The sequence below is a fragment of the Aestuariivirga sp. genome, assembly GCF_020252395.1.
Classification (GTDB): domain Bacteria; phylum Pseudomonadota; class Alphaproteobacteria; order Rhizobiales; family Aestuariivirgaceae; genus Aestuariivirga.
Genome location: NZ_JADCDB010000001.1, coordinates 136514 through 161072, shown reverse-complemented (window position 1 = coordinate 161072; position 24559 = coordinate 136514). Strand labels below are relative to the sequence as shown.

20 protein-coding genes are annotated in these 24559 nt (G+C 64.6%); 13 read left to right on the top strand and 7 right to left on the bottom strand.

Going from position 1 to position 24559, the window contains the following annotated elements:
• The first annotated feature begins 95 nt into the window (after nucleotides 1–95).
• The 9 genes from IOC82_RS00730 (at nucleotide 96) to IOC82_RS00690 (ending at nucleotide 12172) form a co-directional block, all read left to right on the top strand.
• Nucleotides 96–1691 carry an ABC transporter substrate-binding protein gene (locus IOC82_RS00730; RefSeq protein ID WP_290544251.1) on the top strand — a complete coding sequence of 532 codons (1596 nt, stop codon included), beginning with the start codon at nucleotides 96–98 and terminating at the stop codon, nucleotides 1689–1691.
• Nucleotides 1692–1977: 286 nt separating this feature from the next.
• Nucleotides 1978–2949: an ABC transporter permease gene (locus IOC82_RS00725; RefSeq protein ID WP_290544250.1), complete on the top strand. Its 972-nt coding sequence runs from the start codon at nucleotides 1978–1980 to the stop codon at nucleotides 2947–2949.
• Complete coding sequence (locus IOC82_RS00720) at nucleotides 2946–3848, top strand: ABC transporter permease (RefSeq protein ID WP_290544249.1); 903 nt, start codon at nucleotides 2946–2948, stop codon at nucleotides 3846–3848. The genes IOC82_RS00725 and IOC82_RS00720 overlap by 4 nt, the downstream gene beginning before the upstream one ends.
• The gene (locus tag IOC82_RS00715) at nucleotides 3838–5481 is read left to right on the top strand and encodes an ABC transporter ATP-binding protein (RefSeq protein ID WP_290544248.1); all 1644 of its coding nucleotides are present in this window, start codon (nucleotides 3838–3840) and stop codon (nucleotides 5479–5481) included. The genes IOC82_RS00720 and IOC82_RS00715 overlap by 11 nt, the downstream gene beginning before the upstream one ends.
• Nucleotides 5482–5486: 5 nt before the next feature.
• Nucleotides 5487–6818, top strand: coding sequence for a flavin reductase family protein (locus IOC82_RS00710; protein WP_290544247.1), 1332 nt, complete (start codon nucleotides 5487–5489; stop codon nucleotides 6816–6818).
• Between the two features lie 317 nt (nucleotides 6819–7135).
• On the top strand, nucleotides 7136–8593 hold the full coding sequence (gene xylB, locus IOC82_RS00705) for a xylulokinase (protein ID WP_290544246.1): 1458 nt from the start codon (nucleotides 7136–7138) through the stop codon (nucleotides 8591–8593).
• Nucleotides 8593–9906 carry a xylose isomerase gene (gene xylA / locus IOC82_RS00700; protein ID WP_290544245.1) on the top strand — a complete coding sequence of 438 codons (1314 nt, stop codon included), beginning with the start codon at nucleotides 8593–8595 and terminating at the stop codon, nucleotides 9904–9906. The genes xylB and xylA overlap by 1 nt, the downstream gene beginning before the upstream one ends.
• A 22-nt stretch (nucleotides 9907–9928) precedes the next feature.
• Nucleotides 9929–10987 (top strand): sugar phosphate isomerase/epimerase, encoded by a 1059-nt coding sequence (locus tag IOC82_RS00695; RefSeq protein WP_290544244.1) that lies wholly within the window; start codon nucleotides 9929–9931, stop codon nucleotides 10985–10987.
• Nucleotides 10988–11002: 15 nt separating this feature from the next.
• Nucleotides 11003–12172, top strand: a complete 1170-nt coding sequence (locus IOC82_RS00690; protein WP_290544243.1) for a Gfo/Idh/MocA family oxidoreductase — start codon at nucleotides 11003–11005, stop codon at nucleotides 12170–12172.
• Nucleotides 12173–12292: 120 nt separating this feature from the next.
• Here IOC82_RS00690 and IOC82_RS00685 read toward each other — a convergent pair whose 3' ends face one another.
• Nucleotides 12293–13558, bottom strand: coding sequence for a DUF3422 family protein (locus IOC82_RS00685; protein WP_290544242.1), 1266 nt, complete (start codon nucleotides 13556–13558; stop codon nucleotides 12293–12295).
• A 91-nt stretch (nucleotides 13559–13649) separates the two neighbouring features.
• On the opposite strand from IOC82_RS00685, the gene IOC82_RS00680 reads away from it, so the two are divergent.
• From IOC82_RS00680 to rpe, 3 genes are all read left to right on the top strand, one after another.
• Nucleotides 13650–14297 (top strand): TetR family transcriptional regulator C-terminal domain-containing protein, encoded by a 648-nt coding sequence (locus IOC82_RS00680; RefSeq protein WP_290544241.1) that lies wholly within the window; start codon nucleotides 13650–13652, stop codon nucleotides 14295–14297.
• Between the two features lie 91 nt (nucleotides 14298–14388).
• Entirely contained in the window at nucleotides 14389–15402 is a 1014-nt protein-coding gene (gene gap / locus IOC82_RS00675) for a type I glyceraldehyde-3-phosphate dehydrogenase (RefSeq protein ID WP_290544240.1), read from the top strand.
• Nucleotides 15403–15416: 14 nt separating this feature from the next.
• Nucleotides 15417–16082 carry a ribulose-phosphate 3-epimerase gene (rpe, locus tag IOC82_RS00670; protein ID WP_290544239.1) on the top strand — a complete coding sequence of 222 codons (666 nt, stop codon included), beginning with the start codon at nucleotides 15417–15419 and terminating at the stop codon, nucleotides 16080–16082.
• 51 nt (nucleotides 16083–16133) lie between these two features.
• On the opposite strand, the gene IOC82_RS00665 is transcribed toward rpe, so the two are convergent.
• From IOC82_RS00665 to IOC82_RS00645, 5 genes are read right to left on the bottom strand one after another with little or no spacing between them, the layout of a single operon-like run.
• On the bottom strand, nucleotides 16134–16682 hold the full coding sequence (locus tag IOC82_RS00665; protein WP_290544238.1) for an NADPH-dependent FMN reductase: 549 nt from the start codon (nucleotides 16680–16682) through the stop codon (nucleotides 16134–16136).
• Nucleotides 16679–18106, bottom strand: a complete 1428-nt coding sequence (locus tag IOC82_RS00660; protein WP_290544237.1) for a deoxyribodipyrimidine photo-lyase — start codon at nucleotides 18104–18106, stop codon at nucleotides 16679–16681. Before IOC82_RS00660 ends, IOC82_RS00665 begins: the two co-directional genes overlap by 4 nt.
• Before the next feature lie 45 nt (nucleotides 18107–18151).
• Complete coding sequence (locus IOC82_RS00655; protein WP_290544236.1) at nucleotides 18152–19222, bottom strand: ABC transporter permease; 1071 nt, start codon at nucleotides 19220–19222, stop codon at nucleotides 18152–18154.
• A gap of 26 nt (nucleotides 19223–19248) precedes the next feature.
• Nucleotides 19249–20766, bottom strand: a complete 1518-nt coding sequence (locus tag IOC82_RS00650; RefSeq protein WP_290544235.1) for a sugar ABC transporter ATP-binding protein — start codon at nucleotides 20764–20766, stop codon at nucleotides 19249–19251.
• Nucleotides 20767–20776: 10 nt separating this feature from the next.
• On the bottom strand, nucleotides 20777–21802 hold the full coding sequence (locus IOC82_RS00645) for a sugar ABC transporter substrate-binding protein (RefSeq protein WP_290544234.1): 1026 nt from the start codon (nucleotides 21800–21802) through the stop codon (nucleotides 20777–20779).
• A gap of 263 nt (nucleotides 21803–22065) precedes the next feature.
• Between IOC82_RS00645 and mtnK the strand changes: the two genes are divergently transcribed.
• A complete protein-coding gene (gene mtnK, locus IOC82_RS00640; RefSeq protein WP_290544233.1) occupies nucleotides 22066–23346 on the top strand; it encodes an S-methyl-5-thioribose kinase in 1281 nt (426 codons plus the stop codon).
• On the opposite strand, the gene mtnA is transcribed toward mtnK, so the two are convergent.
• Nucleotides 23340–24440 carry an S-methyl-5-thioribose-1-phosphate isomerase gene (mtnA, locus tag IOC82_RS00635; protein ID WP_290544232.1) on the bottom strand — a complete coding sequence of 367 codons (1101 nt, stop codon included), beginning with the start codon at nucleotides 24438–24440 and terminating at the stop codon, nucleotides 23340–23342. The genes mtnK and mtnA overlap by 7 nt on opposite strands.
• Nucleotides 24441–24559: the final 119 nt, after the last annotated feature.

Genomic DNA, 24559 nt, shown 5'->3' with positions numbered 1-24559 from the left:
GAGGCGCAGGCATCGGGCCGCGAAGAGTATTTCTGTGCGGCCCCCGGCACCATCCCCATAGCCTATCACTGACGGTCACTTAAGGAGAGAGACGCATGACCGAATTCGAAATGAAACTGAAGGCCGCCGAAAAGGCCGTCGGCCTCGGCAAGCTGTCGCGCCGCGACTTCATCCAGTTCGTGATGGCCTCGGGCGTCACGCTGGCGGCCGCGCAGGCCATGTTCACCCGCGCCGCGCGCGCCGAGCCCAAGAAGGGTGGCACCTTCAAGGCCGCCGTTGGCCATGGCCAGACCACAGACTCCCTCGATCCGGCCACCTGGTCCAATGGCTTCACCTTCGCCTGGGGCAAGTCCGTGATGGGCGCGCCGCTCGTTCAGATCAGCCCGAAAAACGAAGTCATCCCGCATGTCGCCGAAAGCTTCGAGCCGTCGGACGGCGCAAAGAAGTGGGTGTTCAAGATCAAGAAGGGCATCACCTTCCACAACGGCAAGACGCTGACGGCTGATGATGTGGTCGCCACCATCAACTACCACATCGGACCGGATTCCAAGTCGCCGGCCAAGGGTGTGCTGTCGAACCTCGTCTCGGCGAAGGCCGATGGCCCGGACACCGTGGTGTTCGAGCTGAGCGGCGGCAACGCCGACTTCCCCTATCTGGTCTCAGACTACCACCTTGCCATGTATCCTTCCGAGGGCGGCAAGATCCAGTGGGAGAAGGGCATCGGCGCCGGTCCCTACATCCTCAAGTCCTTCGAGCCCGGCGTGAAGATGACCGCCGAGCGCAACCCGAACTACTTCGGCACCACCTACTTCGATGCGATCGAACTTCTGTCGATCATCGACGTGGCAGCCCGCACCAACGCCTATCTCTCAGGAGAAGTGCACTTCATCGACCGTGCCGATCCCAAGACCATCGACATCGTGAAGAACGCGCCGAACACCTCGCTCTACAATGTGTCGGGCACCGCGCTTTATTCGGCGCCGATGCTGGTCGACCAAGCGCCCTTCGACAAGCTCGAGGTGCGCCAGGCGCTCAAGTGGGCGATCAACCGCCAGGAACTGGTGGACAAGATCCTTTACGGCTATGGCTCGGCCGGCAACGACAACATGCTCGCGCCTTCTCTCAAATATGCGATCCAGCCCGAGCCGGTCTATACCTATGACCCGGAGAAGGCCAAGTCGCTGCTGAAGAAAGCCGGCATGGAAAACCTCAAGGTCGATCTCTCGGCGTCCGACGCGGCCTTCCCGGGGGGCGTCGACGCCGCGCTGCTGATGGCCGAGCAGGCCAAGGCCGCGGGCATCGAGATCAACGTCGTGCGCGAGCCGAACGACAGCTACTGGGACAACGTCTGGATCAAGAAGCCCTGGTGCCAGTGTTACTGGGGTGGCCGTCCGACGGCGGATGCCTTCCTGTCGATCTCCATGGCGGCCGATGCGGCCTGGAACGACACGCGCTGGAAGAACCCGCGCTTCAACGAGCTGCTCGTTGCGGCCCGTGCCGAGACGGACGAAGCCAAGCGCCAGGCCATGTATGCCGAGTGCCAGCAACTGGTGCATGACGACGGCGGCCAGGTGGTGCTGATGTTCAACAATTACGTCGGCGCGCTGAGCAACGCGATCGGACATGGCGAGTTCAACACCGACTTCGACCACGACGGTGGCTTCATGTATGAGCGCTGGTGGATGGCGTAACTTACGCCTGATTTCTGGATTTAGTTGACCAGACCCCGTCAAGCGATTGACGGGGTCCTTTCGTCGGGCGTTGCTTGGCCGCTGGCATTAACAGAGACGCCATCACGGAGCCGGATCTTGGCGGCCGGGACGCAGCTTGGCGGGATGCGCGCCGCCGGGGGCCGGAGAGTCACGCAGTAGCGGCGCGGCAGTGGCCATTCGGCGGCCCCCATCATTTCGCTGGGCATGATCGGTAGTTCTGCTACTATTTTACGAACGGGTCCGCAAAGAGGCCCAGGGGAGAGGCATGCATCCGGTTCTGAAGACCGTACTGCAGCGCTTGGGGCTTGGATTGCTGACGCTTTTCGTCGTGTCGGTGATGATCTTCGCGTCCCTTGAAATGCTGCCGGGTGGCTTCGCTGAAGCCATCCTCGGACAGGGCGCCACGCCGGAAACGGTGGCCGCCTTCAATCACCAGCTGGGCCTCGACCGCCCGGCTGCCTTGCGTTACTTCGAATGGATCGGGAACGTGCTGCACGGCGATTTCGGCTATTCGTACGCCGGCGCCGGCGGCTCGATCAAGAAGAGCGTTTCCGCCATCATCGCGCCGCGCCTTTACAACACCTTCTTCCTCGCCATCATGACGGCCATCTTTGCCGTTCCGCTGGCGCTGTTCCTCGGCATCATGGCGGCGCTTCACCGCAACAGCCTGTTCGACCGGGCGGTGAATGCAGCGACGTTGACCACCATCGCGACGCCGGAGTTCTTCATCGCCTATCTCCTGATGTTCTTCTTTGCCATCCAGCTGAAGTGGTTCCCGTCGCTGTCGACCGTGTCGGAAGGCACATCGCTGTTGGAGCATATCTACCGCGCGGCACTGCCGTCGATCACGCTTACCCTCGTCATCGTTGCCCACATGATGCGCATGACCCGGGCGGCCCTCATCAACCTGCTGGCCAGCCCCTACATGGAAATGGCCCGGCTCAAAGGCGTGTCGCAGCGCGACGCCATCATCCATCACGCGCTGCCCAATGCCTGGGCGCCGATCGCCACCGTCATCGCCTTCAATCTCGCCTATCTGGTTGTGGGTGTCGTGGTGGTCGAGGTCGTCTTCGTCTATCCCGGCATCGGGCAGCTGATGGTCGACTCGGTGTCGAGCCGCAACATGCCGGTCGTGCAGGCCTGCGCGCTGATCTTCGCGGCCACCTACATCCTGCTCAACCTGTCGGCCGATATCGTGTCGATTGTCACCAACCCAAGGCTGCTGCACCCCAAATGACCGCGCAAGCTCCACAGCTCCGCTCCGTCCGCGCCCGCCGCACGTTTTGGGAAAACACCAAGCGTACGCTGGCCTCGGCGCCCATCAGCGCCTGGTTCGGCATGATCGTGATCCTCATCTATGTGCTCGCCGCGATCTTCGCGCCCTGGCTTGCGCCCCACGGCGAGGCCGAGGTGGTGGGCAAGGCCTATCAGCCTGCGGGCGAACAGTTCTTCCTCGGCACGGACCAGATCGGGCGCGACCTGTTCTCCCGCCTCATCTATGGCGCCCGCAACACCATCGGCATCGCCTTCCTGACGACGCTGTTGTCCTTCGCCATCGGCGGCACGCTGGGCGTGCTCACCGCGCTGAAGCGCGGCTGGCTGGACCAGGCGATCTCGCGCGTCGTCGACGCCTTCCTCGCCATCCCCGTGCTGATTTTCGCGCTGATGTTGCTGGCGGTCGCCGGCAAGAGCATCCTTAACCTCATCCTCATTCTGGCGCTGCTCGATTCGACCCGCGTGTTCCGCCTCGCGCGCGCCACGGCGCTGAACGTGGTGGTGATGGACTATGTCGAGGCGGCCAAGCTGCGCGGCGAGAAGATGGGCTGGATCATTTTCAAGGAAGTGCTGCCCAACATCCTGCCGCCGCTCATCACCGAATTCGGCTTGCGCTTCTGCTTCGTCTTCCTCACCATCGCGGCGCTGTCATTCCTCGGCGTGGGCATCCAGCCGCCCACCGCCGACTGGGGCTCCATGGTGGCCGAGAGCAAGACGCTCATCACCTTCCCCGTCCGCACTTTCCCGTGGATCCCGGCGCCCTTCTACCCCGCCATGGCCATCGCGCTGCTGACGGTGGCGATCAATTTCGTGGTGGACTGGTTCCTCCACAAGACCAGCGGCCTGCGCGATGAAAAGTGACAACAAGCAACGTGTGAAGGGGGAAGCCCTTCTCGAAATCCGCGGCCTCAAGATCGAGGGCAATTCGGATGGCGTGTGGCATCCTATCGTCAAGGGGGTGGACCTCACCCTGAAGCGCGGCGAGGTGCTGGGCCTCATCGGCGAATCGGGTGCGGGCAAGTCGACCATCGGGCTTGCCGCCATGGGCTTCGCGCGTCCCGGCTGCCGGATCGCCGGCGGCACCATCATGTTCGACGGCATCGACCTGCGCGCCGTCTCGGAAGACGAGAAGCGGAAGCTCTGGGGAGCGCGCATCGCCTATGTGGCGCAGAGTGCCGCAGCCTCCTTCAACCCCGCCCACAAGCTGATCGACCAGACGGTCGAAACGGCGGTGCGCGACGGGCTGATGCCGCGCGACAAGGCGGTGGCCGACGCGGTCGATCTCTACGGCCGCCTGCAGCTGCCCAATCCGCAGAGCATCGGCGGCCGCTATCCGCACCAGGTGTCTGGCGGCCAGCTGCAGCGCGCCATGACGGCCATGGCCATGTCCTGCCGCCCCGATCTCATCATCTTCGACGAGCCGACGACGGCGCTGGATGTTACCACGCAGGTCGAGGTACTGGCGGCGATGCGCAACATCGTGGAGGAGTTCCACACCGCGGCGATCTATATCACCCACGACCTCGCGGTGGTGGCCCAGATGGCCGACCGCATCATGGTGCTGCGCCACGGCCTCGAGGTGGAGGAAGCCCCCACCCGCGAGATGCTGAAGGAGCCCAAGAAGGACTATACGAAGACGCTCTGGGCGGTGCGCAAGCTCGCCAAGGAGGAGTCGATCAGCGATGACGTGACGCTCAGCGTGCGCAACGTCGATGCGTCCTATTCGGGCGTCGTGAAGGTGCTCGACAATGTCACCGTCAGCCTGCCGCGCGGCCGCACCGTGGCGGTGGTGGGCGAGTCGGGCTCCGGCAAGTCGACGCTGGCGCGCGCCATCACCGGCCTCTTGCCGCCCACCAAGGGCGAGATCCTGTTCAACGGCAAGCCCCTGCCGCGCGCGCTGAAGGACCGCGACAAGGACACGCTGCGCCGGATCCAGATGATCTATCAGTCGGCGGACACTTCGCTGAACCCGAAGCAGACGATCCGCGACATCATCGGCCGCCCGCTCGAATTCTACCACGGCATCAAGGGTGCGGCGCGTGACCGCAAGGTGGCGGAGCTGCTCGACTCGATAGAACTCGACGAAAGCTACATCGACCGCCTGCCGACCGAACTCTCGGGCGGCCAAAAGCAGCGCATTTCGATAGCCCGCGCACTCGCCGCCGAGCCCGACATCATCATCTGTGATGAGGTCACCTCGGCGCTCGACCAGATCGTGCAAGAGGAAATCCTCACGCTGCTAATGAAGCTGCAGAAGGACACCAACGTCTCCTACCTCTTCATCACCCATGATATCGCCACGGTGCGCGCCATCTCGGATGAGATCGTGGTCATGCACCGTGGCAAGGTGGTGCAGCAGGGCCCCAAGACGCAGGTGCTGAACCCGCCCTTCCCGGCCTATACCGAGCTCCTCCTCTCCTCCGTGCCGCAGATGGACCCAGACTGGCTCACCAACCTCCTCGCCGAACGCGCCCGGGCGAAGGTCAAGGCCTGAGGGCTGTGGCGGACGGCAAGCGCAACAGCGAGACGGGGCAGGGCGAGGCCGTCCTGTTGCTCGGGCACGACGGGCGGGCCCTTGCGCCCACGCACCGGGTGATCAACGCCGATCTTACCGCCGGGCGGCCCCTCAGCGCCCTGCGTCATCTGCTTGACGATCTCGGCATCAGCGCCGTCAATATCGTCGCCCGTGGCGAGGCTGCCGGAACGGCGCTGGCCTTCGCCGCCGCCTACCCGCAGAACGTGCTCCGCCTCGCGCTCATCGCTCCGCACGGGCTGACGGAGGCAACCATTCTCTGCCCCGTCCTGATCCTTGGAGAGGCGGAGACGCCGAAGTCGATGCCGCGCGTCCGTGTGGAAAGGCCGGGGGTTATTGATGCGCAACTCGCGTCCTTTATATCGGAGCGCCTCTCGAGCTTCGACAACCGGGAGCTCCGCTCCGCCTTCGGCAGCTTCATGACCGGCGTCACCATCGTGACAACGGCAGGTGCTGACGGCCGGCCGCGCGGCTTCACCGCCAACAGCTTCACCTCCGTCTCGCTGGAGCCGCCGCTTCTGATGATCTGCATCGGCAAGCACGCGGCCAGCATGGGCGTGTTCCGCCACGCGAGGGGGTTTGCCGTCAACGTCCTGTCGGAGGCCCAGAAGGATACCTCCGTGCTTTTCGCCTCCAAGCGCCCTGACAAGTTCGAGGCCACCAGATGGCGCGCCGGTCCCTTCGGTAATCCGTTGATCGAGGGCTCCGCAGCCTGGTTCGACTGCGCGCGCTACCAGGTGATCGATGCCGGCGACCACATCATCCTGATGGGCCATATCGAGGCCTTCTCCTATTCCGACGCCAACCCGCTGGGCTATGCGCGCGGCCACTATATCACGCTCGGCCTCGAGCAGGCGGCGGTGAACGCGGCATCCTCCGCCAGCCGCACCGTGGTGGGGGCGATCCTCGAGAACGACAACCGCCTTGTGCTGCTGCCCGATCCGTCCCGCCCCGGCGGCCTGGCCCTTCCGGAAGTGGGCAGGCTTGGGTCTTCCGGCAGCGCCTCGCAGCTGCACGAGTTGCTGCGGCGCGAGGGGCTTGACGCCACGCTGGGTTTCCTCTTCGCGGTTTTCGAGAACCCAGGCACGCGCGAGCAGTGCATCTATTACCGCGGCGAGGCGCTGCTCCATGCAAGGGGCAGGACCGTGCTCGCCGATTTCGAGGATATCCCGTGGGATCGCCTCCCCGACGAGGCCACCCGCTCCATGCTCCGCCGCTATGCTGCGGAGCGCAAGATTGGCCGCTTCAAGGTCTATTCCGGCGACCACCGCCAGGGCACCGTGAAGGCGGTGGACTAGACTGGCCATCTTCTCCCGCGTCGGCGGGAGAAGACCCCGTTGCCACCGGCAACGGGAGATGAGGGGGAGTTGCGGCGGTGACACATGTGGCACTTCCCCTCACCGGCCCCAACTTCGTTGGGGCGTCCTCTCCCGCAGAAGCGGGCGAGGCTGAGCTGCTGACAGACGCCTCTCGGGAATTGACGGAAACTTGCCGCCGCGCTTTGATGGGCCATGGTCAAGGCCGCCATCGGGGATGTCGCAGCGGAGGCGCGTGTCCTCATTGACGGCGCCGGCGACATCCATCTCCGCGACAATATCCCGTAACAGGAACGCACATGTATCTGGGACTCGATTTTGGCACATCATCGGTGAAAGGCGTCTTGATCGACGCCAAGCAAAAGATCATTGCCACCGCTTCCGCCCCCCTCAAGGTCTCGCGCCCGCAGCCCGGCTGGTCAGAGCAGAACCCGGAGGACTGGTGGAAGGCCTGCAACAGCGTGGTGAAAAAGCTGGGCAAGATGAAGCCCAAGGCCATCGCCGCGGTTGAAGGCATCGGCCTCTCCGGCCAGCAACATGGCGCAACACTGCTCGGCAAGGACGGCAAGGTGCTGCGCCCCTGTATCCTGTGGAACGACGCGCGCTCCTTCCTTGAATGCGAGGACATCGAGAAGGCGGAGCCCCGTGCGCGGGAGATTTCCGGCAACATCCCGCTCGCGGGCTTTACAGCACCCAAGCTCCTCTGGGTGAAAAAGCATGAGCCGAAAGTCTTTGCCCAGGTCGCCCAGGTGCTGCTGCCTAAGGACTACATCCGCTTCCGCATGACAGGCGAATATGCCTCGGACATGTCGGATTCATCCGGCACCTACTGGCTCGACTGCGCCAAGCGCGACTGGTCGGACAAGCTTTTGGCCGCCGGGAGCATGAGCATCGACCAGATGCCGAAGCTCTATGAAGGCACCGACGCGACCGGGCGTCTCACGCCCGCCGTTGCCAAGGCTTGGGGCATGCCGAAGCGGCCCGTGGTGGCGGGCGGCGGCGGCGACAATGCGGCGGCGGCCTGTGGCATCGGCGCGGTGACGGACAATGCGGCCCTTGTCTCCATCGGCACCTCGGGCGTCATGTTCGTGTCGAACGACAAGTTCAGGCCCAATGCTGGCCGCGCGGTGCATGCCTTCTGCCATGCTGTGCCCAACACCTGGCACCAGATGGGCGTCATCCTCTCCGCCGCCGCGAGCCTCGAATGGCTGGCCACCATCCTCGGCAAGCCCGCGCCGAAGCTCACCGCGGCGCTGGGCGCCAAGCTCGCCGGCCCTTCCGCCGCGCTGATGCTGCCCTATCTCTCGGGCGAGCGCACGCCGGTGGCCGATGCGCAGATCCGCGGCCTCATCATGGGGTTGGGCCATGAGAGCGACCATAAGACGCTCACCCATGCAGCACTCGATGCCGTGGCCTTCGCCTTCCGCGATTCGCTCGAAGCGCTGAAGGATGCCGGCACCGAGGTGACGCGCGTCACCGCCGTAGGCGGCGGCTCCAAGTCCGAACTCTGGCTCAAGATCATCGCCACCGTGCTGGGCGTGCCGGTCGATCTCCCCGCCGCAGGCGACGTCGGCGGCGCCTTCGGCGCCGCGCGCCTGGGACTTATCGCCGCCACGGGCGCCGACTTCCGCAAGGTGCTGACAGCACCCAAGACAGCCCGCACCATCAAGCCCGAACCCAAGGCGCGCGAGGCCTATGAAGCGCATTACCGCCGCTATGCATCCATCTACCCTGCGATCAAGGAGATTTACCGCTGATGTCCGCCTTCTATTCCATCAAGGATCCGATCAGGTACGAGGGCCCGAATTCCAGGAGCGAGTTCGCCTTCCGCTGGTACAACCCGGACCAGGTGGTGATGGGCAAGACGATGCGCGACCACATGCGCTTCGCCATCGCCTACTGGCACACGCTGTGCTGGCCGGGCAGCGATCCCTTCGGCGGCGACACTTTCCAGCGCCCATGGCGCCACATGCCGGACGAGATGGATGCGGCCCGCATGAAGGCCGACCTGATGTTCGAGATACTCGAACTGCTGAATGTCGATTTCTTCTGCTTCCACGACCTCGATATCGCACCCGAGGGCAAGTCGCTGAAGGAGTTCAACGCCAACGTCACCGAGATCGCCAAGCTCTTCGAGAAGAAGATGGCGGCCAGGAACAAGAAGCTCCTCTGGGGCACCGCCAACATGTTTTCGAACCGCCGCTTCATGGCGGGTGCGGCGACCAACCCCGACCCGGACGTCTTCGCTTACTGTGCCGCGCAGGTGAAGCACTGCCTGGACGTCACCAAGGACCTCGACGGCGCCAATTACGTCATGTGGGGCGGCCGCGAGGGCTATGAGACGCTGCTCAACACCAAGATCGGGCATGAGCTGGAACAGGCCAAGCGCTTCCTGTCCATGGTGGTCGACTATAAGCACAAGATCGGCTTCAAGGGCCCCATCCTGATCGAGCCGAAGCCTCAGGAGCCGGCCAAGCACCAGTATGACTATGATGTCGCCGCCGTCTACGCGACGATTGCCTCGCTGGGGCTTCAGAAGGACGTGAAGGTCAACATCGAGCAGAACCACGCCATCCTCGCCGGCCACACCTTCGAGCACGAGATTGCGCTGGCCGCGGCGCTCGGCGTCTTCGGTTCGATCGACATCAACCGCGGCGACTACCAGTCGGGCTGGGATACAGATCAGTTCGCCATGAACATTCCGGAAATGTCGCTCGCCTTCCTCGAAATCCTGAAGGCCGGCGGCTTCACCACCGGCGGCCTCAACTTCGATGCCAAGATCCGCCGCCAGTCGATCGACCCAGACGACATCCTGTACGCCCACGCCGCCTCGATGGATGCCTGCGCCCGCGGTCTGCTGATTGCCGCAACGATCCTCGAGGATGGCAAGCTCGGCCGCATCGTCGACGAGCGCTACGCCAAGTGGAAAGAGCCAAAGAACAAGGCAATGCTGGAGGGCAAGGAAACGCTGGAGTCGATCGCCAGGCGGGCGCTCGCCGAAGGTCTCGATCCGCAGCCAAAGTCCGGAAAGCAGGAGCGCCTCGAAGCGCTGCTGAACTCTTATATCTGATCAGTCCAGGGAGGACCCCAACATGCCAACCGATATCAAGGGACCCGCCATTTTCCTCGCCCAGTTCGCGGGCGATGCCGCCCCCTTCAACTCATGGGACTCGATCACCAAGTGGGCCGCTTCGCTCGGCTACAAGGGTGTGCAGATCCCGAGCTGGGACGGCCGCCTCTTCGACCTGAAGAAGGCCGCCGAGTCCAAGACCTATGCCGACGAGGTTCTGGGTGTCGCCCGCGCCAATGGCGTCGGGGTGACGGAGCTTTCGACGCACCTTCAGGGCCAGCTCGTCGCCGTGCACCCCGCCTATGACGAGGGCTTCGATGCCTTCGCGCCGGCCGCCGTCCACGGCAAGCCGAAGGACCGCCGCGCCTGGGGCGAGGAACAGGTGAAGCTCGCCGCCAAGGCGTCGCAGAACATGGGGCTCACCAGCCACGTCACCTTCTCGGGTGCGCTCGCCTGGCCCTTCATCTATTCCTGGCCGCCGCGCCCGCCGGGCCTCATCGAGGAAGCCTTCGACGAGCTGGCGCGCCGCTGGAAGCCGCTGCTCGACACTTTCGACAAGCATGGCGTCGACGTGGGCTATGAGCTCCACCCCGGCGAGGACCTGATCGACGGCATCACCTTCGAGATGTTCCTCGAGCGGCTCAACAACCATCCGCGCGCCCAGATCAATTACGACCCGTCGCATTTCGTGCTGCAGCAACTCGATTACCTCGACTTCATCGACATCTACCATGAGCGCATCTGCGCCTTCCACGTGAAGGATGCTGAGTTCAACCCCACCGGCCGCCAGGGCGTCTATTCGGGCTTCCAGCCATGGCTCAAGCGTGCCGGCCGCTTCCGTTCGCTGGGCGACGGGCAGGTCGATTTCGGCGCCATCTTCTCCAAGCTCGCCGGCTACAATTACGACAGCTGGGCCGTGCTCGAATGGGAATGCTGCATCAAGGATGCGGAGCAGGGCGCCGCCGAAGGTGCGCCCTTCATCGAGAGCCACATCATCAAGACCACCGCCAAATCCTTCGACGACTTCGCGGGCGGCAAGCCGGACACGACCAAGGCCCGCCGCATGCTGGGCCTGGCATAAGGGGAAACGCAGATCATGGTATCAGGACGCAGCGACGCGAATACGGGCCGTATCCGGCTCGGCATGGTGGGCGGCGGACAGGGGGCTTTCATCGGCGCCGTGCACCGCCTGGCCGCCCGCATGGATGATCAATATGAATTCGTGGCCGGCGCACTTTCCGCCGATGCGAAGAAGGCCAAGGCCTCGGGCGCCGAACTGGGCTTGAGCCCCGGCCGCATCTACACCGACTACCGCGAGATGGCGAAGGCCGAGGCCAAGCGCGCCGATGGCATCGAGGCCGTCTCCATTGTCACGCCGAACCACGTGCATGTGCCGGCAGCTTTGGCTTTCATCGAAGCCGGCATCCACGTTATCTGCGACAAGCCGCTATCGCTGAACCTCAAGGAAGCGAAGCAGCTCGAGAAGGCGCTGGCGAAACACCCGGGCATCATCTTCGCGCTCACCCACAACTACTCGGGCTATCCGATGATCCGCCATGCCAAGGCCATGGTGAAGGCGGGCGAACTCGGTGAAATCCGCGTCGTGCAGGGGGAGTATCCGCAGGACTGGCTCACCACCGCGCTGGAAAAGACCGGCCAGAAGCAGGCCGAATGGCGCACCGATCCTAGGCGCTCCGGTGCGGGCGGCTGTGTGGGTGACATCGGCACGCATACCTATCAGCTTATGTGCGATGTCTCGGGCCTCAGCGCCAGCGAGCTCTCGGCCGACCTCACCAGCTTCGTGAAGGGCCGCGTGCTGGACGACAACGTGCATGTGATGCTGCGCTTCAACAATGGCGCGCGCGGCATGATCTGGGCCAGCCAGGTGGCGCCGGGCAACGAGAACGGGTTGAAGATTCGTGTCTACGGCGCCAAGGGCGGCCTCGAATGGGCGCAGGCGGACCCAAATTATCTCTGGCACACGCCCTTCGGCGAGCCGAAGCGGCTGATCACCCGCGGCGGCGCGGGCTCCGGCCCTGCGGCAGGCCGCGTCACCCGCGTGCCGCCTGGCCATCCGGAGGGCTATCTCGAAGGCTTCGCCAATATCTATACGGAGGTGGCGCACGCCATCAAGGCAAAGCGGGCGGGCCAGAAGCTGGACAAGGACGTGGCCTTCCCCGGCATCGCCGATGGCGTTGCTGGCATGGCCTTCATCGAGGCCTGCGTGACGTCGTCGGAGAAGAACGGGAAGTGGACGAAGCTGTAGGGCGTCGCACTCACCTCCCACGCTCATCATCGCCAGGCTTGATCCGGCGATCCTCTTTTGTGGCCGCGAAAAGGATGCGCGGGTCGAGCCCGCGCATGATGAGCTGACTGGGAGGTGACGTCAGTCCCTCTCCGAACTCAGAATATGCTTCCTGAGCCTTCTGACCCCGTACCATACCAGGAACATCACAACGGGAATGATGACGATGCTGATGAGCTTCGTCTCCACATGGGCGTATGAGCCGAAGCCTTCGATCAGCTTCGAGAGAATGCCGATGAGGTAATAGCTGATCGCCACCACCGAGAGGCCCTCGACCGTCTGTTGCAGGCGCAGCTGCTGGTGGCCGCGCTTTTCCATCGACTGCAGCACCTGCTGGTTCTGCGCCTCGAGTGCGATGTCGACGCGGGTGCGCAGCAGGTTGGAGGCGCGTTCGCTGCGCTCGGCCAGGCTCTTGATGCGCTCGCTGACTGCCTGGCAGGTGGCCATAGCGGGCGAGAAGCGGCGGTCGAGGAAGACGCCGATGCGCTGGAAGCTCATCACCCTCTCCTCGCCCAACTCGGCGATGCGCTTGTCGACAAGCGCCGCATAGGCGCGCGCGGCGGAGAAGCGATAGCTGGTGCGGCTCGAAATCTCCTCCACGTCGCGCGCGATGCGGCTGAGCGATGTCAGCAGTTCCGCATCCTCATGGCTCTCCCGCGCCGACAGCATGTCGGCTGTCACCTTGGAAAGTGCGCGGTCGATCGCGCCAAGATCGCCCGTCACCTTGCGCGCCAGCGGCAGCGCCAGCAACGCCATCATGCGGTAGGTTTCGATCTCGTGGATGCGGCGGATGACGCGGCCAAGCCGGAGCGGCGACAGGCCGTGATCCTTCACCAGCATGCGGGTATAGCCGTCCTCGCCGATGCGGAAGTCGGTCCACACGGTCGCCTGCCCGGAACTGACGCGCGAGCCCGCGAGGTCTTCGTGCCCGAACATGCGGATGAGCTCCGCCACATCCGGCCCCGGTTCCTCCTTGGTCATGACGCGGGTGTGAATGCCGACGAGGCGGGAGCCCGGCAGCCCGTCAACCCAGCCCACCGGCAGGATGACCAGCGCCTCGCTCTTCTCTGGCCCGCCCTCCGCCACCACGCTGATGCGGTAGAACTCGCCATGGCGCTCATACTTGAACTGGCCGCCGGCAATGTCGAACGCATGGTGGGGCGCGCCGGGGGGCGGCGGCTTCACCCCCAGCGCATCGCAGAGCAGGCGGACATGCTCGAGCGGGTCCGGGTCGCCTTCCGACAGGGTGAAAGCCAGATGCGTGATGCGCGCCGGCGCAACCACGGGCAGGCCGGGGCGGCCATGCAGCTCGTCATTCAGTACCGATCTCAATTCATGGTCGCGCATGGCTGCCTTACGAGAAAATTCCGCCGCAGGGTGACCTTAGGGCCGTCCTTCAGTCTTTCCCCGCGGTCGAGCATTGACTAAGCTGCACTGCATGGCAAGTGCGCGACAGTCCGATACAGCTTCACCCCGCAAGGCCGCCCGGCCGGTGCGCCGCCAGCAACTGATCGATTCCACCATCACCGTGCTGGCCCGCAAGGGCTATGCCAGCCTCACGGTCGCCGATGTGGCGAAGGAGGCGGGGCTTTCCGCCGGCATCGTCATCTTCCATTTCAACAGCAAGGGCGAACTGCTGGCAGCCGTGCTGGAGGCGCTGGCCGCCGAATACCGTAATCACTGGGAGGCCAGCATGGAGGGCGCCGGCCTTAAGCCGGCGGACCGGCTTAAGGCGCTGCTGCTCTCCGACTTCGACACCAAGGTCTATACACGCGAAAAACTCGCCGCCTGGGTGGCTTTCTGGGGCGAGATCCAGGGCCGGCCCTTCCATGATCAGATCTGCGCCGGCTTCGACGCCGAGCGCCAGGCGGTAACCGAGGAGCTTTGCCGCCGTGTAATCGCCGAAGGCGGCTACCGGCTCGATCCTGCGCTTACGGCGCGCGGACTGGAATCGCTGGGCGATGGCTTGTGGGTGGGCCTGGGCGGGGCGGGATATAAGGGCCAGGTGAACGGCTCCCAGGCCAAGCAGGTCATGGCGGCCACACTCGCCGCCTTTTTCCCAGAGCACTATCCCGCGCAGGGCTGAGTTACGCACCTCAAGAAGCCCCTTTCGCGGCGCAGCAAAATCTCTATAACAGCCGCCGAGTTTCAAACCGCCATCATCCGGAGAGCTTCCCATGACGAGAGTCCGTGTCGCCATCAACGGCTTCGGCCGCATCGGCCGCAACATCGTTCGCGCCATCTATGAGTCCGGCCGCAAGGACATCGACGTTGTGGCCGTCAACGACCTCGGCCCGGTGGAGACCAACGCCCACCTGCTGCAGTTTGACTCCGTCCATGGCCGCTTCCCGCATGACGTAACGGTGAAGGGCGACTCGATCTCGATCGGCGCCGGCCAGTTCAAGGTCACCGCCATCAAGGACCCGAGCCAGCTGCCCTGGAAGGACTTAGGGATCGACATCGCGCTCGAATGCACTGGCATATTCACCGCGCGCGACAAGGCGGCGGCCCATCTCGCCGCCGGCGCCAAGCGCGTTATCGTCTCGGCGCCTTCAGATGGCGCTGATTTCACGGTGGTCTATGGCGTGAACCACGACAAGCTGTCGAAGGATCACATGGTGATATCGAATGCTTCGTGCACCACCAACTGTCTCGCGCCCGTGGCCAAGGTGCTGAACGACTCGCTCGGCATCGAGAAGGGCATGATGACGACGATTCACTCCTACACCGGCGACCAGCCGACGCTGGACACCATGCACAAGGACCTCTATCGCGCCCGCGCCGCGGCGCTGTCGATGATCCCGACGTCCACCGGCGCCGCCAAGGCCGTGGGCCTCGTGCTGCCGGAGCTCAAGGGCAAGCTCGATGGCTTCGCCATGCGCGTGCCGACGCCCAACGTCTCGGTCGTGGACCTCAAGTTCATCGCCAAGCGCGCAACGACCAAAGAGGAGGTGAACGAGCTGATCGTCAAGGCGTCGAACGGCCCGCTCAAGGGCATCCTCGGCACTACCGGCAAGCCCAATGTCTCGATCGACTTCAACCATGATCCGCATTCCTCGGTGTTCCACCTCGACCAGACCAAGGTGATGGACGGCAACTTCGTGTCGATCCTCTCCTGGTACGATAATGAGTGGGGTTTCTCGAACCGTATGGGCGACACGGCTGCCTATTTCGGCAAGCTGATCGCCTAAGGCTGATGATTAAGATGCGGCCCCTGCTGATTGCACCCTCCATCCTCGCCGCCGACTTCGCGCGGCTGGGCGAGGAGGTGCGCGCAATTGACGAGGCAGGGGCCGACTTGATCCACATCGACGTAATGGATGGGCACTTCGTGCCCAACATCTCCTTCGGCACGCCGGTCATGTACGGGGTCCGTGGGCTGACCAAAAAGCCCTTCGACGTGCATCTGATGATCGCCCCCGCCGATCCTTATCTCGAAAGCTTCGCTAGGGCGGGTGCGGACATCATCACGGTGCATGCGGAAGCCGGCCCCCACCTCGATCGCACGTTGCAGGCCATCCGAGCCATGGGCAAGAAAGCGGGCGTCTCGCTCAACCCCGCCACGCCGCCTTCGGTGCTGAAGCATGTGCTGGACCGGCTGGACCTTATCCTGGTGATGAGCGTCAACCCCGGCTTCGGTGGCCAGTCCTTCATTCCGGCTATGCTGGAGAAGATCGCGGAGATCCGAGGCATTGTCGGAGGCCGCAACATAGACATCGAGGTCGATGGCGGCGTTTCTCAACACAATGCTGGTGACATTGTTCGCGCCGGCGCCAATGTGCTGGTGGCCGGTTCGGCGATCTTCAAGGCGAAGGATTACGCCGCCGAGATCAAGGCGATCCGCGCCGCGGCCACGAGTGTGATGGCCTGACACAGGCCTTCGCGTCCTCTCCCGCTTCTTCAGCGGGAGAGGACGATAATCTTAAGGCCGCTTCTCCACCCACTCCAGGAAGCTCTCGAACCATTTCGCAAGGTGCCGCCGCGTCTCTGTATCCGTCAGGTTGCCTTCGGCGTCGAACTTCTCCTCGTTGTGGTTCACGAAGACCTCGGGCCGCGGCATGGCGATGGCCTGCAGCGCCTGCAGGTTCTGCCGCAGATGATATTGCGCCCGCGCCGTGCCGGTGAACTGCCCGCCGCCCGCGCCGACAATGCCCACCCGCTTCCAGCGGAAGGGCGAGCCGCCTCGCGACAACCAGTCATTGGCATTCTTCAGCACGCCGGGCACGGAGAAATTATACTCCGGGCAGGCGAAGACCACGCCATCCGCCGCGCGGATCTTCGCATCGAGCGCCCGTACCGCTTCGGGCTTGCCCGTCGCCGCCTCCTCGTCCTCGTCGAACAGCGGAATGCCGTGCAGCGTCGCAATGTCGAAGGACACATGCGGCGGCGCTATCTCCTTCAGCGCGCGCAGCAGGCCGGTGTTGGTCGATGCCTTCCGCAGCGCACCGCTGATGCCGAGAAGCTTCGTCATGCCGCCCCCTTGATCTCCTTGAAGGCCGCGAGTGCGCGGTCGCGCGCCTTGCCGTGGTCGACCACAGGATGGGGGTAGTTCTTGCCCAGTTCAACCCCGGCCGCCTTCAGCACCAGCGCGGGCGCCTCCCAGGGGCGGTGCACGAATTCGTCGGGCATATGCGCCAGTTCCGGCAGCCACTTCCTCACATAGGCACCCGCGGGATCGAACTTCTCGCCCTGCAGCACGGGATTAAAGATACGGAAATAGGGTGCGGCATCCGCGCCGCAGCCCGCCACCCACTGCCAGCTCGCGGCATTGTTGCCGATGTCGGCATCGACGAGGGTATCCCAGAACCAGCGCTCGCCCACCTGCCACGGGATCAGAAGGTCCTTGATGAGGAAGGAGGCCGCGATCATGCGCACGCGGTTGTGCATGATGCCCGTCACCCACAGCTCGCGAAGGCCCGCATCGACGATCGGGTATCCCGTGCGCCCCGTCTGCCACTGCTTCAGCGCTTTGGCATTCTCGCTCCACGGGAAGGCGGAGAACTCGGGCCGGAAGGGCTTCTCGGGAAGCGTCGGCCAGTGATGCAGCAGGTGATAGGAGAATTCCCGCCACAGCACCTCCTTCAGGAACTTCTCCGCCGTCTTGTCGAGCTTGCCGCCTGCCGTAACTTGCGCCGCACGCACCGCATGCCAGCACTGGGCAGGGCTGATCTCGCCGAAGCGCAGGTAGGGCGACAGCCGCGAAGTCACGTCGCGGTCCGGCCGGTCGCGCTGGTCTGCATAATGCGCGAGCCCATCGGCGATGAAGTTCTTCAGCCGTTGCGCCGCACCGGCCTCGCCCGGCGTCCAATGCGCGGCCATGCCCTTGGCCCAGTCAGGCTTCGTCGGCAGCAGGCCCCAATCGGCGAGCCTGTCGCTCTTCAGCTTGCCGTCGAAAGCGGAGAACTTCGGCACGGGCTTCAGGGGCTTCGGCTCGCCCGCCGCGAAGCAGGCCTTGGAGAAGGGAGTGTAGACGCGGTAGGGCTCGCCGGAGCCATTGCGGATCGCCTCCGGTTCATGCAGCAGGAAGCCGCCATAGCGGTGACAGGCCGCCCCCGCGGCCTCCGCCACCGCCTTCACGCGGAGTTCCAGGGCCCCTGACCATGGCGCATAGTCGCGGGTCAAATGCACGGACGTGGCCCCGCTCTCCTTCAGCACCTCCGCGATCACCTTGTCCGCCGCCCCCCGGCGCAGCACCAGCCGCACCTCGGCGGACAGCGCCTCCAGGCTCTTGTGCAGCCACCAGCGCGACGCGCCGCCCAGCCGCCACTCCCCCGGCGTCTCGTCATCGAGCACATAGAGGAAGATCACCGGGCCCTGCGCCGCCGCCGCCGTCAGGGCGGCATTGTCGGTGAGGCGCAGGTCATTTCGAAGCCAGTAGAGGGCATGGGATGTCATGCTGTCTTTTACGCAGCGAAGGAGGGCGGAGATCAACCGGCCCGTTCAGTCCAGGTCCGCCTGCTTTTCCTTCAGCACCTGCGCATAGACGTTGATGATCAGCGCCGCGAGCAGGATCAACCCGCGGATGAGGATCTTGAGGAAGCTGTCGATCTGGATGTGGTCCAGCCCGTTGTTGACGACCCCCAGCACGAGAAGTCCGATGATGGTGTTGCCGATGCCGCCGCGCCCGCCGAAGAGGGATGTGCCGCCCACCACCACGGCAGCGATGGCATCGAGCAGGAAGGTGTCGAACTGGTTCTGCTGTGCTGAGCCGAAATAGGCGACACCCAGCATTCCGGCGATGCCGGAGCACATGGCGCAGATCACCATCACCGAGCCGATGATGAACTTGACGTTGACACCGGAATATTCCGCTGCCTCGCGGTTGCCGCCCACCATGTAGATATAGCGGCCATAGCGCGTATAGGTCAGCACCAGGTGCCCGACGAAAAGGAAGATCATGCACACGATGATCGCCCAGCCGATAGGAATGAACATCGCCTTGCCCGCTGCATTGATGCCGAGCGGAATGCTGAAGGCTGTCCCCGCGCCCAGCGTGGTGACGAGCTCCGGATATTGGTAGGCGATCTGCCCGCGCACGAGGAGGGCGGAGACGCCATTGGCGATCTGCATCATCGCGAGCGTCATGATGAAGGACGGGATGCCGATGAAGGTTATGCCGAAGGCGGTGACGAGGCCGAAGGCAAGGGCCGAGAGCAGCGCCAGGATGATGGCGATCCAGCCCGGCAGCGGGATATTGGCGATGTTCACGTAATCCGGCTGGATGGTGAAATAGGCGACCGTGATGCCCACCGCATTGGCCACCGCCGCGACCGACAGGTCGATCTCCGCTGTCAGGATCACGAAGGTGAGGCCCACTGCAATGATGCCGGTGATGGAGAGCTGACGCACGATGTTGAGCATGTTGTCGAGCGTCAGGAAGGAGCTCGACGCGAAGGTGAAGAACACGACCAGCGCCACCAGCGTGAAGACGGGCGCGATGTTGCGCAGTTGCTCGGCGAGGAAGCGCTTCATCGAGAAGCTTCGGGGCGCTGCCGTTTCGCCGGTGGTCATGGTCTGTTCCTCTCCCCTCGAAAAACTCAGGCCGCCGCCAGAAGGTCGGCCTTCTCGATGTGTCCTGTTGCGAATTCGCGCGCCACCGTGCCCTTGCGGATCACCGTCACGCGGTCGGCGAGCGTCAGGATGGTCTCCGGCTCGGTCGAGAGCACGAGGATGGCCACACCCTTGTCGCGCAGCGATTTCACGATGCGGATCACGTCTTCCTTGGCGCCCACGTCCATGCCGCGGGTGGGCTCGGACAGGATCAGCACGCGCGGCAGGTGGGTCAGCCACTTGGCCAGCGCCACCTTCTGCTGATTGCCGCCCGACAGCGAGCCCAGCGGAATGGCGGTGCGCGGCGGACGGATCTGCAGGTCCTTAATATGGCCTTCCGCGATGCGCTTCTCCGTGCGCGGCTTCAGCCACATGCGGTGGATGCGGTCGAGGATGGAGATCGACACGTTCTTGTACACGGGCTCCTGGCGGAACAGCATCATGCGGCGGTTCTCCGGCACGAAGGCGATGCCCTTGGCGCGCGCTGAAGCTGTGGACCTGAAGCGCACCGGCTTGCCGTCGAGGCTCACCGAGCCCCGCCGCAGCGGCGCCTTGCCGAATAACGCGCGCGCGAGTTCGATCTGCCCCGAACCCATGAAGCCATAAACGCCCGTGATCTCCCCGGCGCGGAGTTCGATCGAGAAATCGCGCAGGTTCTTGCCATCGCTGACGCCGGCGACCGAGAGCACCACGGGCTTCGCATCATCGCCCTTCAGCTCCGCCGCCTCGCCCATGTGCATGCCCTTGGAGCCGCGGCCGATCATGTGGGCGATGACCATGTCCTTGGTGAGCTTCGCCGTCTCTTCGGTGATCACCTTCTTGCCATTGCGGAACACCGTGACGCGGGCGGAAATGTCCAGTACGTCATCGAGGAAATGCGAGATGAAGACGATGGAGCGGCCCTCGGCACGCAGCCGCCGCAGCACCTCGAAGAGCTGCTTCACCTCCGGCGGCGACAGCGCCGAAGTCGGCTCGTCGAGGATGATGATCCGCGCGCCGGAGAACAGCACGCGGGAAAGCTCGACCAGCTGCTGCAACCCGACGGGCAGGGAGCCCATGGTGGTGGTGGGGTCGATGTCGAGGCCGAGACTGGCGATCAGCTGCTTTGCCTCGCGGTTCATGCGCCCCCAGTCGACAGTCCCGATGGATGTGAGCGGCTGGTTGCCGAGGAACACGTTCTCGGCGACCGTCAGGTCCGGCACGACCGAGAGTTCCTGGTGAACCATGCCAATGGAATTGGCCAGCGCGTCCCTGGCCGAGCGCAGCCGCACCTCGCGGCCCTTGATCTTCATGGTGCCGTCGAAATCGGTGTGCACGCCCGCGATGATCTTCATTGTGGTGGACTTGCCCGCGCCATTCTCGCCGACAAGGCCATGAATCTCGCCGGGCAGCAGGGTGAAGTCCACATTCTGCAGCGCCATCACGCCGCCGAAGTGCTTCGACACGTTGGTGAGTTCGAGCAGGGGCTGTTGGCCCCCGCTCGTCTGGCGTGACTGATCTTGCATCACAAGCTGGTCAGATCAGGAAGTTCTTCTGCAGCCAAAGGTGGCCGGCAGCCGTTTCCTTGGTGATGACTGGGCCGTCGGCGAGGATGAAGTCCGGAATGTCCTTGCCGGCCTGTTCGCCGCCCTGTACGGCGGCAACGCCAGCCGCCACCGACCAGCCGTGGATGCGGCAGGACGGGTTGCGCACCGTCGCCACCATCACGCCCTCCAGCACCGCGTTCACCGCAGGCGGCATGGCGTCGACGCCGGCGATCAGGATGTCGGTGCGGTTCTTGGCCTTCATGACGTTGTGCGCGGCAAGCGCCATGTCGTCATTGTGGAAGAAGGCGCCCTTGATATCCGGATACTGGGTCAGAAGCGAGTCCCAGATGCGCGCCACCTTGGTCACGTCCCAGTCGGCCGGCTGCTCGTCGAGGAGCTTGATGCTGGCATTGCCATCCACGACCTGGTGGAAGCCCTTGGCGCGGCCCTGGGCGCCCGAGTGGCCGAGCGCGCCTTGAGTCATCACCATGTTGCCCGCGCCACCCATGGCCCCAACCAGGGCCGAGGTCACAACCGAGCCCATCATGATATTGTCGGGCGCGATGAAGGTGTGGATCGGAACGGTTCCGGGCGGGGCCACCAGCGTGTCCATGGCGATCACTGGCGTGCCGCCGTCGATCATCTTCTTGATGGGGTCGGTCAGCGTGCCGATGCCGAAGGTCTGGATCGCCACGAAGTCCCACTTCTGCGAGGCCATGTTGTCGATGGCGGCCCGCTGCTTGGTGGCGGAGAGCTCGCCGTCGAACCAGGTGACCTCGACATTCATGAGCTTGCCCCAGGCCTCGGCGGCCTGCTTGCCCTGGGCGCACCAGGTGGCCTGCAGGCCGGCATTCGAGAAGGCGGCTTTCATGGGCTTGCCCGAGGGCGCGAGCGCCTGCGCCATGGCGGGGTCGAACCCGGCATCGGCCAGCAGGGCGGCGCCGAGCGCGGTGGCGCCCAGCTTCTTGAACACGTCACGGCGGTTGGCGGCTTCCTTGATCAGATCGTCGAGCATTGCCTGGTCCTCCTCCAAAGCTGATAGTGTCTCGCGCGTCCGCTGGCTTCTTCGGCCGACTGTCTTGAGGACGCCGATCGCCCGGAACATCCGATAGAGATTGCAAGTTGTCCAGCCCCATTGTGTGATAAATGACGAATGCTGCAAGGCATCAAACCCTTCGCGCATGCGAAATTGCAGTCCGTGCGCCGCGCGCCGCTTGCAATCGCCGGGACTTTCGGTGCTCACTGCGGCCAGCGCCATCAGCAAACCACGTGCCTGCAATGATCGAAACCCGAGACGGCTACGCTCCCCAGAAACCCGAAACGCTCGCCGCTTATCTTTCAGGCATCCCGGCGGTGCGCGGTATTCTTGGCGGCACGCCGGAGCGATGGTCGGTCGACGAGGTGGGAGACGGCAACCTGAACCTCGTTTTCATCGTGAAGGGTCCGTCGGGCGGCGTGGCGGTGAAGCAGGCGCTTCCCTACGTGCGCCTCGTCGGCGAGAGCTGGCCCTTGCCGCTGTCCCGCGCGCATTACGAGCACATGGCGCTCACCGAGCAGGCCCGTCTCGCCGGGGCGCTGGTGCCGGAGATCCACCATTACGATGAGACGCTGGCCCTCATCGTGATGGAGTTGCTGGAGCCCCACATCATCATGCGGCGCGGCATGATCGCCGGCGTCCAGTATCCGAAGTTCGCCGACGACATCTCAACCTTCATGGCGCGCACGCTCTGCCTCACCTCCGACCTGACACTGACGGCGGACAGGAAGAAGGCCATGATCGCCGCCTTCGCCGGCAACACCGCGCTGTGCAAGATCACCGAGGACCTGATCTTCACCGACCCCTATCGCGTGGCGGAATTGAACCGTTGGACCTCGCCGCAGCTCGACCCCTACGCCGCGCGCTGGCGCGAGGATGGCGATCTCAAGGTGGCGGTCTCGCGCCTCAAGCTGAAGTTCCTGTCCTCGGCGGAGGCCATGCTGCATGGCGACCTCCATACCGGTTCGATCATGCTCACGCCGGAGGACACGCGGGTGATCGACCCGGAATTCGCCTTCATCGGCCCCATGGGCTTCGATACCGGCGCCATCGTGGCCAATTTCCTTCTCAACTTCTTCGCTCAGGACGGCCACGAAAAGCTGCCGGGCGCGCGCGATCACTATCGCGACTGGGTGCTCGGCACCCTCGAGCAGATCATTGGCCTGTTCCACGGGAAGTTCCTGCAGCTCTGGCGCCAGAACCCGACGGGTGATGCCTATCCGCCATCCTTGTTCCAGGGCGCGGAGGGAGAGGCCCGGCTTGAGATCGAGCGCAAGGCCTACATGGACCGGCTGTGGACCGACACGGTGGGCTTCGCTGCCGCCAAGATGATCCGCCGCATCCTCGGCCTCGCCCACAACATCGATCTCGAATGGATCGAAGACAAGGACCGCCGCGCCACCTGCGAAGCCCGCGCGCTGACATTGGCGCGCGACATGATGGTGCATGCGGAGCGCTATCCCGCCATCCAGTCCGTCACCGGCGCCGCCCGCCGCATGCGGCAGGAGATGACGCGCTACTGAGCCGCCCGCTCCGGGAAAGCCGCGGCGAGGGCCGCGCGATTGGCCGCGATCACGCCGCGTTCGGTGATGAGGCCCGTCACATAGCGCGCCGGCGTCACGTCGAAGGCATAATTCGCCACCTTCGAGCCTCGCGGCACGATCTCCACCGTCTCGATGCGCCCGTCGTCGGTTCGGCCCGTGAGATGCGACACCTCATGCCCGCCGCGCTGCTCGATCGGAATCTCCCTCACGCCGTCCATCACGGAGAAGTCGATGGTGGGCGAGGGCAGGGCGACGTAGAAGGGCACGCCATTGTCATGCGCCGCCAGCGCCTTCAGGTAGGTGCCGATCTTGTTGCACACATCGCCCTGCGCCGTCGTCCGGTCGGTGCCGACGATCGCCATGTCGACGAACCCGTGCTGCATCAGGTGGCCACCCGTATTGTCCGGGATCACCGTATGCGGCACGCCGTGGTGCAGCAGCTCCCAGGCGGTGAGCGAGGCCCCCTGGTTGCGCGGCCGCGTTTCATCGACCCACACATGGATCGGGATCCCTGCATCATGCGCGGTGTAGATGGGCGCCGTGGCGGTGCCCCAGTCCACCGTGGCGAGCCAGCCGGCATTGCAATGGGTGAGGATGTTGACCGTTTCGCCCGGTCCCTTGCGCGCCGCGATGGCCTTGATGATCGCGACGCCGTTGCGGCCGATGGCCTGGTTGATGGCGACATCTTCCTCCGCGATTTCGGCGGCACGGGCATAGGCCGCGGCGGCGCGGTCCGTCACCGCCAGCGGCGTCAGCACGCGCGTCATCCCGTCCAGCGCCCATTTGAGGTTGATGGCCGTGGGCCTGGTCTTCACCAGCAGCTGATAAGCGCTGCCGAGTGCCGCATCGGAAGAATCCTGCCGCATCGCCAGCGCAATGCCATAGGCGGCAGTGACGCCAATCAGCGGCGCCCCCCGCACCAGCATGTCCTTGATGGCGGCGGCCGCCTCCTCCGGCGTGCGCAGCGTCGCCGTCCCGAAAACATGCGGGAACCTGGTCTGGTCGATGATGTCCACCGACCAGCCGTCGGCATTGAGCCAGATGGTGCGGTAGTGCCGTCCGTTGACGATCATGAGAGCCTCCACTTGACCGGGACTGTGGCGGAGAAGCTTCCGGCAATCAATCTCCGGGCTGCCGGCATCTCAGCCGTCCTCCCTGGCATTGGCCTGCGTCGTCAGGAAGCCGAAGAGGT